This window comes from Lysinibacter cavernae (genome assembly GCF_011758565.1).
Taxonomy (GTDB): Bacteria; Actinomycetota; Actinomycetes; order Actinomycetales; family Microbacteriaceae; genus Lysinibacter; species Lysinibacter cavernae.
The window spans coordinates 239,099-254,312 of the sequence record NZ_JAAMOX010000003.1 but is presented as its reverse complement, the minus strand read 5'-3'; the positions used below and the strand labels follow the sequence as shown (position 1 = coordinate 254,312).

Annotated in this window: 14 protein-coding genes; 11 read left to right on the top strand and 3 right to left on the bottom strand. The window is 59.6% G+C overall.

The annotated features are described in order from the left end of the window. Window position 1: 1 nt before the first annotated feature. The 3 genes from sdhA to sdhC are packed head-to-tail and all read right to left on the bottom strand — an operon-like array spanning window position 2 to window position 2,743. On the bottom strand, window positions 2-1,813 hold the full coding sequence (gene sdhA, locus FHX76_RS15140; RefSeq protein WP_341777969.1) for a succinate dehydrogenase flavoprotein subunit: 1,812 nt from the start codon (window positions 1,811-1,813) through the stop codon (window positions 2-4). A gap of 45 nt (window positions 1,814-1,858) precedes the next feature. Next, the gene (locus FHX76_RS15135) at window positions 1,859-2,302 is read right to left on the bottom strand and encodes a succinate dehydrogenase hydrophobic membrane anchor subunit (RefSeq protein WP_167152146.1); all 444 of its coding nucleotides are present in this window, start codon (window positions 2,300-2,302) and stop codon (window positions 1,859-1,861) included. 12 nt (window positions 2,303-2,314) lie between these two features. Beyond that, the gene (sdhC, locus tag FHX76_RS15130) at window positions 2,315-2,743 is read right to left on the bottom strand and encodes a succinate dehydrogenase, cytochrome b556 subunit (RefSeq protein WP_341777968.1); all 429 of its coding nucleotides are present in this window, start codon (window positions 2,741-2,743) and stop codon (window positions 2,315-2,317) included. A 354-nt stretch (window positions 2,744-3,097) separates the two neighbouring features. Here sdhC and FHX76_RS15125 point away from each other — a divergent pair, with 354 nt between their 5' ends. The 11 genes from FHX76_RS15125 (at window position 3,098) to FHX76_RS15075 (ending at window position 15,166) form a co-directional block, all read left to right on the top strand. Next, window positions 3,098-4,219 carry a mannose-1-phosphate guanylyltransferase gene (locus FHX76_RS15125; RefSeq protein WP_167152142.1) on the top strand — a complete coding sequence of 374 codons (1,122 nt, stop codon included), beginning with the start codon at window positions 3,098-3,100 and terminating at the stop codon, window positions 4,217-4,219. Window positions 4,220-4,284: 65 nt separating this feature from the next. Further along, on the top strand, window positions 4,285-5,532 hold the full coding sequence (locus tag FHX76_RS15120) for a BMP family lipoprotein (protein WP_167152140.1): 1,248 nt from the start codon (window positions 4,285-4,287) through the stop codon (window positions 5,530-5,532). A gap of 27 nt (window positions 5,533-5,559) precedes the next feature. Then, window positions 5,560-5,994: a cytidine deaminase gene (locus FHX76_RS15115; RefSeq protein ID WP_167152139.1), complete on the top strand. Its 435-nt coding sequence runs from the start codon at window positions 5,560-5,562 to the stop codon at window positions 5,992-5,994. Window positions 5,995-6,014: 20 nt separating this feature from the next. Then, window positions 6,015-7,310 carry a thymidine phosphorylase gene (locus tag FHX76_RS15110; protein WP_167152137.1) on the top strand — a complete coding sequence of 432 codons (1,296 nt, stop codon included), beginning with the start codon at window positions 6,015-6,017 and terminating at the stop codon, window positions 7,308-7,310. Between the two features lie 115 nt (window positions 7,311-7,425). Then, window positions 7,426-8,289, top strand: a complete 864-nt coding sequence (locus FHX76_RS15105; protein WP_167152135.1) for an AraC-like ligand-binding domain-containing protein — start codon at window positions 7,426-7,428, stop codon at window positions 8,287-8,289. A gap of 4 nt (window positions 8,290-8,293) precedes the next feature. Continuing rightward, entirely contained in the window at window positions 8,294-9,271 is a 978-nt protein-coding gene (locus FHX76_RS15100) for an AraC family transcriptional regulator (RefSeq protein WP_167152133.1), read from the top strand. A gap of 458 nt (window positions 9,272-9,729) precedes the next feature. Continuing rightward, on the top strand, window positions 9,730-11,055 hold the full coding sequence (locus tag FHX76_RS15095) for a betaine/proline/choline family ABC transporter ATP-binding protein (RefSeq protein ID WP_167152131.1): 1,326 nt from the start codon (window positions 9,730-9,732) through the stop codon (window positions 11,053-11,055). After that, complete coding sequence (locus FHX76_RS15090) at window positions 11,052-11,924, top strand: ABC transporter permease (RefSeq protein ID WP_167152129.1); 873 nt, start codon at window positions 11,052-11,054, stop codon at window positions 11,922-11,924. The genes FHX76_RS15095 and FHX76_RS15090 overlap by 4 nt, the downstream gene beginning before the upstream one ends. A 150-nt stretch (window positions 11,925-12,074) precedes the next feature. Beyond that, entirely contained in the window at window positions 12,075-12,956 is an 882-nt protein-coding gene (locus FHX76_RS15085) for a glycine betaine ABC transporter substrate-binding protein (protein WP_167152127.1), read from the top strand. A gap of 83 nt (window positions 12,957-13,039) precedes the next feature. Further along, window positions 13,040-13,921, top strand: coding sequence for a glycine betaine ABC transporter substrate-binding protein (locus FHX76_RS15080; protein WP_167152125.1), 882 nt, complete (start codon window positions 13,040-13,042; stop codon window positions 13,919-13,921). Between the two features lie 105 nt (window positions 13,922-14,026). After that, window positions 14,027-15,166, top strand: coding sequence for an adenosine deaminase (locus tag FHX76_RS15075; RefSeq protein WP_167152123.1), 1,140 nt, complete (start codon window positions 14,027-14,029; stop codon window positions 15,164-15,166). The last annotated feature ends 48 nt before the right edge of the window (window positions 15,167-15,214 follow it).

The following is a 15,214-nucleotide window of genomic DNA, read 5'->3' as shown; positions in this document are numbered from 1 at the left end:
CTTAGTACTTCCTCTCCATTGGCTCGTAGCGGGTCTGCACAACTGGTTTCCAGTCGAGCCGGATGTGGTCCTCTGGGTCTGGCGAGTGTGGGTCGCCGGTGAGGTACGCCATGGTGTGCTTCATGTAGTTGGCGTCGTCGCGATCTGGGTAATCGTCGCGCATGTGGCCGCCACGGCTTTCCTTGCGGTTGCGTGCGGCGAAGACGAGCACCTCTGCGAGGTCGAGCAGGAAGCCAAGCTCGATGGCCTCGAGCAGGTCGGTGTTGTACCGGCGGCCCTTGTCCTGAATCGAGATGTTCTTGTAGCGGTTGCGCAGGTCGTGGATGACCTTGAGCACGTCACCGAGGGATTCGTCGGTGCGGAACACCTGGGCGCCGCGGTCCATCGATTCCTGCAGTTCGCGACGGATGTCAGAGAGACGCTCGGTTCCGGTGCTGTTGCGCAGCATCTCGACGAGCTCGCGAACCTCTTTTGCGGGGTCCTTCGGGAGCGCCGTGAACGTCGCGGTCTTTGCGTAGTCTGCTGCGGCGTTTCCTGCACGCTTGCCAAACACGTTGATGTCGAGCAGCGAGTTGGTGCCGAGACGGTTTGAGCCGTGAACCGATACGCAGGCGCATTCGCCCGCGGCGTAGAGGCCTGGAACAACGGTGTCGTTGTCGCGGAGGACCTCTGCCTGCACGTTGGTGGGGATTCCACCCATTGCATAGTGGGCCGTCGGGAAGACGGGAACTGGCTCAACAACGGGGTCAACACCGAGGTAGGTGCGGGCGAACTCCGTGATGTCTGGCAGCTTGGTTTCGAGTACCTCTGCACCAAGGTGCGTGCAGTCGAGGTAGACGTAGTCCTTGTTTGGGCCGGCGCCGCGGCCGTCGAGAACCTCTTGCACCATGCAGCGGGCGACAATGTCACGCGGCGCGAGGTCCTTGATCGTTGGGGCGTAGCGCTCCATGAAGCGTTCTCCAGAGGCGTTACGAAGGATGGCTCCCTCGCCTCGTGCGCCCTCGGTGAGAAGGATGCCGAGCCCGGCAAGGCCGGTCGGGTGGAACTGGTAGAACTCCATGTCTTCAAGGGGGAGTCCCTTACGCCAGACAATGCCAACGCCGTCGCCCGTGAGCGTGTGCGCGTTTGACGTGGTCTTGAAGATCTTTCCGAAACCACCGGTTGCGTAGATGATCGACTTCGCCTGGAAGACGTGCAGCTCACCCGTTGCGAGCTCGTAGGCAACAACGCCTGAGGGCTGCATAACGCCGTCAACCTCGGTCATTGCCATGTCGAGTACGTAGAACTCGTTGTAGAAGTTGATGCCGAGCTTGACGCAGTTCTGGAACAGCGTCTGCAGGATCATGTGGCCGGTACGGTCGGCCGCGTAGCACGCGCGACGGACTGGCGCTTTACCGTGGTCGCGGGTGTGGCCACCAAAGCGACGCTGGTCGATCTTGCCCTCTGGCGTTCGGTTAAAGGGGAGGCCCATGTTCTCGAGGTCGATGACCGCGTCGATGGCTTCCTTTGCGAGGATCTCAGCGGCATCCTGGTCGACGAGGTAGTCGCCACCCTTGACGGTGTCGAAGGTGTGCCACTCCCAGTTGTCGTCCTCAACGTTTGCGAGGGCTGCTGCCATTCCGCCCTGTGCCGCACCGGTGTGCGAACGGGTGGGGTACAGCTTGGTAATGACGGCCGTTTTGGCCTTTGGCCCAGCCTCAATGGCTGCGCGCATGCCGGCGCCACCGGCGCCAACAATGACAACGTCGTACTGGTGGTAGTGGACGCCGTCGACGATTTTTACATCGTCGGTCTCAATATGAGTGCTATTCACGAATGGTTCTCCGAGGTTCTCAAAATCTTTAGCGGGGTGCGATCGTTAGCGAGTTGCGCAGAAACTTGCGACGAGTGCGGGGTCTGCGCCGGCTGGGCAGGGGTCGAAGGTGAAGATCACGAGCGTGCCAAGAACGATGAGCACCGCGGCGGAGAGGAAGAGGGCCCATTTGAAGACCTTCGCCATTGCTGGCCGCGTGGTGTAGTCGTTCACGAGGGTGCGCATGCCGTTGGCACCGTGAATGAGCGCCAGCCAGAGCATGACACAGTCCCAGACCTGCCAGAACGGGTCAGCGTATTTTCCGCCAACAAACGCGAAGTCAATGGCGCTCACGCCCTTGCCAACCATGAGGTTCACGAAGAGGTGGCCAAAGATAAGAACAACGAGCAGCACGCCGGAAGCGCGCATGTAGATCCAACCCCATTTTTCCCAGTTGGTGCCCTTACGGCGAGTCACTGCTGGAGTGCGAGGTGCCTGAATTGCGGTCATGAGTGCGCCTCCTTAGTGACTAAAGACGTTGATGAGATGGCGGGGGACAAAGGCGAGCATCGTGACGACCCACAGCCCGAGTACCACGTAGAACAGGTACTTCTGGTACTGGGTGCCCTTACGCCAGAAATCGATGAGGATGATGCGGAGTCCGTTAAACGCGTGGAACACAATTGCTCCAACGAGGCCAACCTCTCCAATGCCCATCAACGGGGTCTGGTAGGTGCCAATAACGGCGTTATACGCTTCGGGGCTGACCCGGATGAGCGCCGTATCGAGGATGTGTACCAGGAGGAAGAAGAAGATAGCGACACCGGTTATCCGGTGCAGTACCCACGACCACATCCCTTCGTTTCCTCTATAAAGCGTGCCTCCGGGGCCACGCTTCTTTTTCTTTGCAGGGCTATTGCCCTCGGCTAGGGTTCCTGCCGGTGCTGACACGAACAACCCTCCTTGGCTGTTTAGCCGCGGAAATACACTCCGCGCCTCAGTGAATGCGCGCTACGCGCCCTCATAGTTTAGCCACCTTGGTGGAGGCACACCGCTTAGGCGCACCTAAATCGGAGGGCGAGTGCCGGATTCGTAACCATGTTGTTACCGTTTCCCGTTTCATTGAATGATAATGGCCGACATTGCCCCAGTACGATGCCTCCAAAAACCGTCAAATCCGAGTTTGGGCGTATGTTTACCGGTTGGGCGTACGTTGCAACATACGCCCAACCGGTAAACATACGCCGGAATGGGAATGGGGGTGGGAATGGGGGATGTTGATAGTCGCTCAGTAGACTGAAGCGCATGGTGACCTCTGCGCGATCGATCGATCGCTTCTACAGCATTATTCCTGCCGGGGGCGTTGGTTCTCGGCTGTGGCCTCTCTCTCGTGCGGATGCCCCAAAATTCCTGCTTGACCTCACCGGATCAGGGCAGTCTCTCCTCTCAGACACCTGGGACAGGGTCTACAGCCTCGCCGGCCCTGAACGCGTCATGGTAGTCACCGGGCGTTCGCACCGCTCGGCGGTGTGTGAGCAGCTGCCGGACCTCGGCGATCACAACCTCGTCCTCGAATCCCAGCCGAAGGATTCCTCGGCCGCTATCGGCCTCGCCGCGGCCATCCTTGAGCACCGCGAGCCGGATGTCATCGTTGGCTCGTTCGCCGCCGACCACGTTATTCGAGGCCAGCTCCTGTTCCATCGCGCCGTTGCTGAAGCAGCTGCCCTCGCAGACACCGGCCGCATCGTGACAATCGGTATCGCGCCAACCGAGCCATCAGTTGGGTTCGGATATATCCACGCTGGCGAGCCGATCGAGTCCCTCGGAGGGCGCGACAGCTACGAGGTGCGCTCGTTTGTTGAGAAGCCAGATCTCGAAACGGCTACCTCATACGTTGAAAGCGGCGAGTACCTCTGGAACGCCGGCATGTTCATTTCGCGTGCCGACGTGCTGCTTGACCAGATGGCAAAGAGCGACCCCGAGCTGGTTGCGAACCTCAGGGAGATGGCCGCTGTGTGGGATACCCCAGAGCGAGACGCCACCGTTGACCGCCTCTGGGACAAGCTTCCAAAGGTTGCCATTGATTACACGGTCGCCGAGCCAGCGGCCGAGCGGGGCGCCATGGCCTGTGTCGCCGCGCACTTCGAGTGGGATGACGTTGGCGACTTTGCGAGCGTCTCCAAACTCTTGAGCCGAGGCCGACCAAACGACCTTGCGGTGCTCGGCCAGGGTGCCCGCATCCTGTCAGACGCATCCAACGGAATCGTGGTTGCCCAGTCGGGCCGCCTGATCTCGCTGATCGGGCTGCAGGACATCGTTGTCGTGGATACTCCAGACGTGTTGCTCGTGACGACCAAAGAAAACGCGCAGAAGGTAAAGTCGGTTGTAGACCTCGTCAAACGGTCGGGAGAAAGTACCGTTCTCTAGCCGACGAGGCAGGCGATCCCGGCCGATACAACAAGCCACTGCGGTGGCGTGAGGAGCTACCACGCATGAAGTTTGTGTCGCGAGTCGGCATCGTTGCCGGCTTGGCTGCGGTGGCCCTTGTGCTCTCCGGATGCCAACAGGGAGAGAAACCGAAGGCAGCTGCTTCGCCAGAGCCGACCCAACCTGCGTACTGCGCTCGGATGGTGACCAGCTCTGGCGAGCTGAAGGACCGCTCGTTTAATCAGTCAACCTGGAACGGTCTTGAAGACGCGAAAGACGAGCTGGGAATCCAGGTGAAGTCGATCGTTTCGGAAGATGCCGACGACTTTGCTGCCAACCTCGCGGAGGCCGTTGAATCTGAATGCGGGCTTGTTGTTTCCGTGGGAAGCGACCTCACCCAGCCAACGGCGCGTGTTGCGCTGCAACATCCAACAACCAATTTTGTTGTGGTTGATGCCGACCTTTCCGGGGCACAAGAAGTGGTTGGCATCGACAGTAGCGAGGACGATGCCAGCGAGCCGGCCGATGCTGATGGAGAGTCAGACGTAACGGGGGAAGCCACACCGAGCCCGTCCCCGACCGTGCCGCCTTCGCCCGTTGACGTGAGTACGGTTTCGAATCTCAAGCCCGTTGTGTTTGAAACGCAGGAAGCCTCGTTCCTCGCCGGTTATGTTGCTGCCGGCGTTTCGAAGAACAAAATTGTTGCGACTTTTGGCGGCGAACGCGAACCGCATGTGATTGCCTTTATGGACGGATTCGCCGCAGGGGTGGCCGCGTATAACGTTGCCCACAACGACTCCGTGGTGGTGCTCGGCTGGAATCAAGCAACCGGCACCGGCACCTTTGACGGCGGCTACGACGACAGCGACGCGGCCAAAGGTGTTGCGAAGGCGTTCATCGAGCAGGGCGCTGACGTGATTATGCCGGTTGCCGGTCAGGCCGGCGAGGGTGCAGCATCCGCAGCGCTCGAATCCGGAAACGTGCTGCTTGTGTGGGTTGACAGCGATGGATTTGAAACGTTGCCAGACGAGTACGGTTCCATTGTGCTGACGAGCGTCTTGAAAAATGCCGCAAACGCTATGGATCAGATTGTCCGTGATGACATGGCTGGCGAGTTTGATCAGGAAGCCTACGTTGGCACTCTGGCAAACGGTGGCGTTGGTATCGCGCCATTTCATGACCAGGAACTCGCGGTAAACGACGTCCTCGCCGCAGAGGTTGAGGCGCTCCGGCAGGGCGTCATCTCCGGTGAAATTGAACCGGTTGTTGGCTCACCGGCCTCGCCCTCAACCGCCCAGCAGCTAACGCCCTAACCAGCACGACCCGCAGTGAGGAGCAGTATGTCCGAGGCATCCGAACAATCGAGTGTGGACGATCAGACCTGGGCAGCCCTCCTTGCCGCCGCAACCGAGGCAATGCGGCTTGCCTACGCCCCGTACTCCTCGTTTCCTGTTGGGGCCGCGGCGCTCGTTGACGATGGGCGGATCGTCTCCGGTTGCAACGTCGAGAACGCGAGCTACGGTGTCACCCTGTGCGCCGAATGCTCGCTCATTTCCCAGCTCACGATGAGTGGCGGCGGCCTGTTGGTCGCGTTTGTCTGTGTTGATGCCGCTGGCGACATACTCATGCCGTGTGGACGCTGTCGACAGTTGTTAAGCGAGCACGCCGCAGGCGGGATGCTCCTGAGCACCGTCTCTGGCCTTCGCACTATCGACGAGGTCCTGCCCGATGCGTTCGGCCCGAGGAACCTTGCCGATACAACCGCACAGCAGTAGGGATCGAGGAGCCACCGCGCATGGTTGAACCGTTTGATGTTGTTGACCTCATTCGCCAGAAGCGAGACGGGGGAGCGCTGCCAACTGCAGAAATCAATTGGCTGATAGACGCCTTTACTCGCGGCTATGTAGTACCTGAACAAATGTCGGCACTCGCGATGGCCATCTACCTGAACGGGATGAACCGCAGCGAGATCAGAGACCTCACGCTCGCGATGATCGCGAGCGGCACAACCATGAGCTTTGCCGGTCTTGGCAAACCAACCGTCGATAAGCATTCGACGGGAGGCGTTGGCGACAAGATCACGCTTCCGCTCATGCCACTCGTTGCGTCATTTGGTGTTGCGGTGCCGCAGCTTTCGGGGCGCGGCCTCGGTCATACTGGCGGAACCCTCGACAAGCTGGAGAGCATTCCAGGGTGGAGGGCCGACCTGACCCGCGATGAGATCGCTGCGCAACTGCGGGAGGTTGGCGGAGTGGTGTGCGCGGCAGGTGCAGAGCTCGCGCCGGCGGATAAGCGGCTTTACGCCCTGCGAGACATCACGGGCACCGTCGAGTCAATTCCGCTCATCGCCTCGTCCATCATGAGCAAAAAGATCGCAGAGGGGACCGACTCGTTGGTGCTTGACGTGAAGTTTGGCTCTGGGGCATTTCTGACCGACATCAACAGGTCGAGGGAGCTTGCCGAGACCATGGTGGCCCTCGGCAGCGACGCGGGGGTTCGCACGAGTGCGTTTCTCACCAATATGAACGTGCCGCTTGGTCGAGCGATCGGCAACGCAAACGAAGTTCGGGAATCCGTCGAGGTGCTTGCCGGGGGTGGGCCATCGGATGTTGTGGAACTGACGCTGACGCTTGCCGCCGAAATGCTGAGGCTTGCTGGCCAGCCGGATGCCGATGTGGCTGAGGCGCTCGTTGATGGCCGAGCTATGGATGTGTGGAGGCGGAGCATCCGCGGGCAAGGCGGGGATCCGGATGCGGCTCTGCCAGTGGCTCGCGAATCCCACACCGTGCGGGCAGCGTCGAGCGGTTACGTTACCGAGATGGATGCCCTCCAACTTGGCGTTGCCGCCTGGCGGCTTGGAGCGGGGCGGGCGCGGCCAACGGATCTGGTGCAGCACGCTGCCGGTATCGATCTCCAGGTGAAGCCCGGCGACGCTGTTGTGATCGGGCAACCGCTGTTTACCCTCAGCGGGAATGATCAGGACCGCTTCGACCGTGCGCTCGAAGCGGCATCCGGTGCCGTTGCGATAGGGAACGAGCGACCCAAACGTGAGGCACTCGTTGCAGAGCGAATCCTTGCCTCGACGGTCTGAACTCTGCCTTTCGCCCGAACCGACGTCGTACGCCGTTACGAACAGTTTGTGAATAGCTGATGCAGGACTAGTCTTGTCGCAAGTAGTGCTCGTGTTGAAGGTCTCGGGGTGGGAATTGGGTACGAAGATATGGGGCGTTGGCCTCAACAGTGATAATCAAGTAACCAAGGTTGTCGTCGCCGGGCGTGAAGCCGTCGGACGGCTCGAAGGCGTGACGCTTGCCGCCTCGGATCGTCCTGACGATTTTCGCTTCGAACAGACCTCTGTGACTATTGGCAATTACCTGCTGCGTCGGATTTCGGTGACTCCTGCCCGTATCGAGCGTCCCTACACTGCGGAATCGTCAGGCCAGCTACGGTTCACGTTTGTGCTCAAAGGATCAATGACGATCACTCAGGCAGGGCGTCGAGTGTTGCTGAACCCCGGGGACGGCGCCGTATCGATCGGGTGGCAGTCATATCTCAGCGTGATTCCCGAGGAAACCACGGTTGTGAGGGTCACAATCGAGCGCGAGATTCTCGATTCAAAGGGCATCCTGTTTCCGCATTCCGTGCGAAAACTATCGCAGCGCTCGATCTTGTCGAGTGGGTTAGCCGCGTTCTTCAATGAGCTTTTTGATCCTCGGTACTACCCGCTCCCTCCTGCGGAGGTTGCGCGTATGAGCGATCTTATTGACGCATTTTTTGTTGAACTGCATCTTGCGTATGTTGAGAAATTTCGGGCGGCCGAAGATCGTAAGGATGATCAGCGGGCCGCGGTCATCGGTTACATCAGAGGACGAGCTGGCGACCCAGACCTCACGGTTGCCTCGATTGCCGAGCACTATGACATGTCGATGCGGACGCTGCAGCGACTGTTCCGAGATGCGGGCACCTCGCTCAGGGATGAGGTTGCCGCGGTTGTTGCGCAGCACGAGTCCCGCGCCGACGGTCGCGCGCAGGTTGGGGCTCCGGCACCGTCAGCGTCGATAGGTGGGTGATCGCATGACGATGGCACGACGCTCGCTCTTGGAACAAGCGAGAAGCGAAAACGGCATCCGCACGATGCGCCTCGAGGGGGCGGAAGGTGCAGCTCATCTTGAGTCGACCGGGATGAATCATGTTGACGAATCGTCAACCTTTGATCTGGTCAGCCGGAGCATCCAAGTTGGCTACTACGTTGTGCGGGACACCCTGATGACCCCCGCGCGGATGGACGGCCCCGCACACCTCGATGGGCCGGAGCCGAGGATCTTCTTCACGTTTGTGGTGTCTGGTGCAATCTCGATTCGTCAGTCGGGACGCACCCGTCGAGTTGGCGTTGGTGAGGCCTGCATCTTGTTTGAAGCCGACCGCTACACGATCTCGGTGCTTGAGCGCTCGCGGTTCATCTCTGTTGGGGTTCCGGCACGGGCGGCTGACTCGCGCGGGGTTGTTGCCGATACAAAATTGAAGTTGTTGCCTTCTCAGCAGCTGCTTGTTGCCTCGGCGCGTGCGTTCTTTCTTGGGCTTTTCAGGCCTCAAGCATTCCCGCTTCAGCCAGTGGAACAGATTCGTGCTACTCGGGCAATCGATTCGTTGCTGCTTTCGCTGCTTGCGTCTGCGCAGGAATCGACGGATCACTCACGAAGCAAATCCGCCGTTGAGCGGTCGGTGATTACCAATTTCATTTCAACGCATTTTACGTCGTCAGAGTTGAGCACGAGCACGGTAGCCGCTCACTATGGCATGTCGACCAGGTCGTTGCAGCGGCTGTTTTCTGAGGTGAACCAGAGCGTGAGCGAAAATATCCAGCAGCGGCGCCTTGAGCATGCCGTCGCGATTTTGCTTGACGATCGCTTCGTTGAGCTGAGTGTCGAGGGCGTCGCGCTTCGTTCTGGGTTTGCCGGTTCTGATCAGCTTCGGCGAGCGATTGCCCAGGAAATGGATACAACACCGACAGAGCTTCGACAGAAAGCAATGCGACGGGAATCAATAACGTAGCGGCGTGCGCTGAGCTGATTGTGTTCAAATATCACGCCCAATAATGCTCAAATCCGTTAACTGTTTGCGCACATAGGTAACAACTCGGTAACAACTGTGTTTTTCCTGAAGTTGTTCTTGAGCAGGACTTTCTCTGGGTTGATTGAGGATGTCCGTCCGCATCGGCGTTCTTCAACCTGCGGTATCTTTCAGAACTTGATACGTTGTTTTATGGCCTTCGGGCCACAACCGAGGACGCGGTCAGTAGAGAACAGTGCCCACCGGCACCACCCTATTGAGCGTATGGTTGTCGTTTTGTGCGCGGCTCCGAAGCCGTGAATTGCCACCCGTGTTCGCCGCGAGAATTCGCGCGGCTTGAGCGGGGTTGGCATGTTCGACAGCAACCCGTCCGTGACCAGACGAGCCAGTTTTCACCGGAAATCATCCGTCGTCAAAGCTGATCTTCGCCAGGAAAACACGTGAACGAAACTATTGCCGTGAAAGCCGAGCACCTCTACAAGGTGTTTGGCAAAAAACCAAAAGAAGCAGCGCGTCGCATCAGCGAAGGCGCGACCAGGGACGAAGTCGAAGCGTTTGGGACCGCCGCCGTCATTGACGCGTCGTTTGAGGTCAAACAGGGTGAGATCTTTGTGGTGATGGGGCTTTCTGGCTCCGGAAAATCCACGCTCATCCGGATGCTGAACGGTCTGCTTGAGCCAACCTCCGGCACGGTCACGGTTGCCGGAACCAACATCACCGCCGTCTCGGCCGCTGAGCTTCGCCGCGTTCGGCAGAAAAGCGTATCGATGGTGTTTCAACATTTTGCGCTCCTCCCGCACCGCACGGTGCTTGAGAATGCCGCGTACGGGCTCGAAGTTCAGGGCGTGCCAAAGGCAAAGCGTGAGGCTCAGGCCCAGCGCATCGTTGAACTCGTTGGGCTCTCCGGGTGGGAGCAAAAGCTTCCGAGCGAGCTCTCTGGCGGAATGCAACAGCGCGTCGGAATTGCCCGCGCGCTCACGGCAGAAACAGATGTTCTCCTGATGGATGAGGCGTTCTCGGCCCTCGACCCGCTCATCCGCCGCGAAATGCAAGAGCAACTGGTCGAGCTCCAAGCCGAGCTTGGCAAAACCATCATCTTTATCACCCACGACCTCAACGAAGCCATGTTCCTCGGTGACCGCATCGCGGTTATGCGCGACGGACGCATCGTGCAGGTGGGAACCCCCGAAGAGATTCTGACCGACCCGGCAAACGACTACGTTGCGCAGTTTGTGCAGGATGTTGACCGGACCCGTGTGCTCACGGCCTCAAGCGTCATGGAGCCGGCATACGCAGAGGTTGCCCTCACTTCCGGCCCCCGGAACGCACTTCGTAAGATGCGCGACCTGCAGACCTCGGCAGTGTTTGTGGTTGGACGTGGGCGTCAGTATCTCGGAGTCGTTCGCGACCGTGACGTTATGCGTCAGGTGAAGAACGGCGAGAGCGACCTGAGCGTGATCCTTCGCAAGCCGCAGGGAGTCTCGCCGGATGCGCCGCTCGTTGACCTTGTTGAGCCCTCGATCGAGAGTGGCCTCCCGCTCGCCGTGATCAGCGAAACCGGCAAACTGCTGGGCACAATCCCAAAGATCACCCTGCTGGCGGCGCTCGGAAACGTGCCGCTCACGACGCAGAGCATCCCCATTATCGACACGCCAACAACGCTCACGCAGCGCGCGATGTCTGACGCGCTCTCTGGCACTGACCCGGAGTCCTCCAGCTCAACGACCACCGCGTCGACCACTGATGACCAGGGAGGCCAGCGATGAATGTTGTTGCACTGATTGCCGCTAACGACAGTTTCCGTTTGCCATTTGGGCAGTGGGCTGAAGTAGCCATCGACTGGATTACCGACACCTTCGGCGCGTTTTTTATGCTGCTGCGTACCGTGTTCAAGGGTATGTACGAAGGTGTTGACTGGCTGCTCGTGACGCCCCCGTTCTGGGTCGTCATCATTGTCCTTGCCGCCATCGCCTGGTACGTTTCTGGCTGGAAGCTCGCGGTTGGGAGCCTGATTGGGCTTTTGATCATTGTGGGCCTCAACCAGTGGGCAAACGCCATGGACACGCTCGCGCTTGTGCTTGTTGCAAGCCTGCTCGCCGTGCTCATCAGCATCCCGCTGGGAATCTGGGCGGCCAGGTCAAACCGGGCATCAAAGATCATCAGGCCCATCCTCGACTTTATGCAGACCATGCCGGCCTTTGTGTACCTCATCCCAGCCCTGATTTTGTTCCGGGTAGGCGTGGTTCCAGGAATCGTTGCAACGATCATCTTCGCGATGGCACCAGGCGTTCGACTGACCGAGCTTGGCATCCGTGGTGTCGACCGCGAAGTTGTCGAGGCAGGAAAGGCGTTTGGGTCGTCGCCAAGCCGAATCCTTCGTCAGATCCAGCTGCCGCTCGCGATGCCAAGCATCATGGCAGGTATCAACCAGGTGATCATGCTGTCGCTTTCGATGGTTGTGATCGCTGGCATGGTTGGTGCAGGTGGACTCGGGCTCCAGGTGGTTCAGAGCCTCAACCGAATTGATGTTGCCCTCGGCTTTGAGGCCGGAATCTCCGTGGTGATCCTCGCGATCTTCCTCGACAGGGTCACCGCCTCGCTCGGCAAACGGTTTGGCGCCGTAACCAGGAGCTAACCCACTTACGAATGCTGCGGCATCCGCCCAAAGACTCTCGCGCGCTGCCAAGGCTGCGCGGGTACGCGACGCCCAGAACCCTGGGCTCACCAGTCAACCCCATTCGCCCCGCGGCTCGAATTGAGCGGGGCGCGACGAAAGGAAGACATTTTGAAGAAACCCCTGTTGAAGTTTTTGGCGGTGGGCGCAGTTGCTGCCCTCGCCCTCACAGGATGCTCGTCAGACGGCGGCGACGCCTCCGCCTCAGACAAGAAGATCACGATTGCCGTGTTCAACGGTTGGGACGAAGGTATCGCCGCGTCCGAGCTGTGGGCCGCCATCCTCGACGAAAAGGGCTACGACGTCGAGCTCGAGTATGCAGACGTGGCCCCCGTTTACTCAGGCCTGTCAAGCAAGGACTACGACGTAGTGCTCGACACCTGGCTGCCATCAACCCACGCAGATTACATCGAGGAATACGGCGATGACCTCGTTGACCTCGGCTACTGGAATGACGAAGCTAAGCTCACCATTGCGGTAAACGAAGACGCGCCAATTAAGTCACTGGATGAGCTGGCGGACAACGCCGATACGTTCAACAACACCATCACTGGCATTGAGCCGGGCGCAGGGCTGACGCGCATCACGCAAGACGACGTCATCCCCGGCTACGGCCTCGACAAGATGGACTACCTCACCTCCTCAACCGCTGCGATGCTCACCGAGCTTCGTTCGGCAGAGAAGAACAACGAGGATATCGTCGTGACCCTCTGGAAGCCGCACTGGGCCTATGACGAGTTCAAGATCCGTGACCTCGAAGACCCGAAGGGCCTGCTCGGCGGCTCTGAGAAGTTGCACTCCTTCTCGCGCATCGGATTTGCCGACGACCAGCCAGAGGTGAACGAATGGTTCACGAACTTCACCATGAGTTCAGACCTGCTGTTCTCGCTTGAGAACGCGATGTTCAGCGGAGACAAGGTCGACGACTATCGTCCGATCGTGACGAAGTGGATTTCTGAGAACCAGGAATACGTGGACTCACTCACGAAGTAACACCGTGTGCGCTGAGGGCTGGCCGAGAGGCCGGCCCTCAGCTGTATCCAGAACGTTTTTATTCACTGATCCAAAGGAGCATCATGAAGAACACACGACTCACCACAACGCTTGCAACCGCCGCCGTTGCAGGCCTGTTGCTTGCCGGATGCTCGGCAGGCGACGAGGGCGACAACAGCAAATCCCTGAAGATTGCCGTGTTTAACGGCTGGGACGAGGGCATTGCCGCTTCGGAGCTGTGGGCCGCAATCCTTGAGGAAAAGGGCTACGACGTCTCGCTCGAATACGCCGATGTTGCACCCGTCTTTTCTGGCCTCTCAAGCAAAGACTATGACGTCACGCTCGACTCCTGGCTGCCAACCATCCACTCTGCCTACCTCGAAGAATACAAAGACTCGATTGTTGACCTCGGCCCGTGGAACACCGAAGCGACACTTACGATGGCCGTGAACGCTGACTCGCCGATCACCTCGCTGACCGAGCTTGCCGACCACGCCGACGAGTTTGGCAACCGGATCGTCAGCATTGAGCCGGGCGCGAGCATGATTGACACCATCCAATACGACGTCATCCCCGGGTATGGGCTCGACGATATGGACTTCATTACCTCGTCAACGCCGGCGATGCTGACGGAGCTCTCGACCGCACTCAAGAACAACGAAAACATCGTCGTGACACTGTGGCAGCCGCACTGGGCATACGCAGAGTTCGACATCCGTAACCTCGACGACCCCGACGGCCTGCTCGGCGAGACGGAGGCCATCCACTCGGTTGCCAGGGTCGGCCTCGACACGGATAAGCCCGAGGTTTACGAATGGCTGAGCAACTTTGAGATGGACGCACAGCTGCTGCATTCGCTCGAAAACGCCATGTTCAACAGCGGCGAGAAAATTGACGACTACCGCCCGATCGTCGAACAGTGGATTACTGAGAACCAGGATTACGTAGACGGTCTCACCGCATAGACCCTGGCTCGTGGGGTGCATTCGTGCTCGTGGGGTGCGTAATATTGCGCCCCACGAGCACGAATGCACCCCGCGATCTCGGTGGGTAGCGGGTAAGTTGGTGGCATGACAACCGAACCACAGAAGCACCAGCTTGCCAGCGGCATCTTCGCCGAAGACCTCCCCAAGATCTCCCTTCACGATCACCTCGACGGCGGCCTGCGCCCAGAGACCATCGTTGAACTCGCAGCCAAGATCGGCTACGAACTGCCAGCCGCAGACGCGCAGGGCCTCAAGGACTGGTTCACGTCGAGCGCAAACTCAGGCTCGCTTGTTGACTACCTCAAGACGTTTGATGTGACGTGCGCTGTCATGCAAAACGAAGAAGGCCTGACCCGTGTTGCGCGCGAATTTGTGCAGGACCTCGCGGCCGACGGCGTCATCTACGGCGAGATTCGCTGGGCTCCTGAGCAGCACCTGTCGAACGGCCTGAGCCTCGACGAGGTTGTTGTGGCCGTCCAGGCCGGGCTCGATCAGGGCGTTGAGGATGCCGCGGCCGAGGGACGGAGCATCCGTGTTGGCCAGCTCATTACCGCAATGCGCCACGCAGACCGTGCCCAAGAAATTGCCGAACTCGCGGTTCGCCACCGGGACAACGGTGTTGTTGGTTTTGACATCGCTGGCGCCGAGCTCGGCTTTCCGCCCGCCAACCACGCCGGTGCATTCCGCTACCTCGCCGAAAACTTCTTCCCTGCAACCATCCACGCTGGTGAGGCCGATGGGCTCGACTCGATTCGTGGTGCCCTCGTTGACGGTCACGCGCTGCGACTTGGCCACGGTGTTCGCCTCGCGGAGGACATCACGATCGACTCGCAGGATGACCAGAACACCTACGTGATGGTCGGGCGCCTCGCCCAGTGGGTGAAGGACCGCGGAATAGCTCTTGAGCTGTCGCCCTCGTCGAACCTGCAGACCGGCGCGATCTCGGCGTGGGGTGACTCGCTTGCCGATCACCCGTTTGACCTCTTTTATCAGCTGGGATTCAACGTCACCGTCAACCCCGACAACCGGCTCATGAGCGGCACCACCGTTAGCCGCGAGCTGAGTCTGCTAGCCGACGAGTTCTCATACGACCTTGATGACCTTGAGCAGTTCCAGCTCAATGCCGCTTCCGTCACATTCTTGCCGCTCGAAGATCGCGTCGAGCTTGCGCTGGCGATCGAGGACGGCTTTGAGGCGCTGAGGGCCGCTCACTCGGTCCGCTAGTCGCGCATGGTCACCAGGTTGGGCGTATCTTTGCCGGTTGGGCGTATC

Bases quoted from the DNA above. Each gene is read 5' to 3' on its own strand.
- FHX76_RS15135 (WP_167152146.1), bottom strand. From the start codon at position 2,302: ATGACCGCAATTCAGGCACCTCGCACTCCAGCAGTGACTCGCCGTAAG.
- FHX76_RS15125 (WP_167152142.1), top strand. From the start codon at position 3,098: ATGGTGACCTCTGCGCGATCGATCGATCGCTTCTACAGCATTATTCCT.
- FHX76_RS15120 (WP_167152140.1), top strand. From the start codon at position 4,285: ATGAAGTTTGTGTCGCGAGTCGGCATCGTTGCCGGCTTGGCTGCGGTG.
- FHX76_RS15115 (WP_167152139.1), top strand. From the start codon at position 5,560: ATGTCCGAGGCATCCGAACAATCGAGTGTGGACGATCAGACCTGGGCA.
- FHX76_RS15110 (WP_167152137.1), top strand. From the start codon at position 6,015: ATGGTTGAACCGTTTGATGTTGTTGACCTCATTCGCCAGAAGCGAGAC.
- FHX76_RS15100 (WP_167152133.1), top strand. From the start codon at position 8,294: ATGACGATGGCACGACGCTCGCTCTTGGAACAAGCGAGAAGCGAAAAC.
- FHX76_RS15090 (WP_167152129.1), top strand. From the start codon at position 11,052: ATGAATGTTGTTGCACTGATTGCCGCTAACGACAGTTTCCGTTTGCCA.
- FHX76_RS15080 (WP_167152125.1), top strand. From the start codon at position 13,040: ATGAAGAACACACGACTCACCACAACGCTTGCAACCGCCGCCGTTGCA.
- FHX76_RS15075 (WP_167152123.1), top strand. From the start codon at position 14,027: ATGACAACCGAACCACAGAAGCACCAGCTTGCCAGCGGCATCTTCGCC.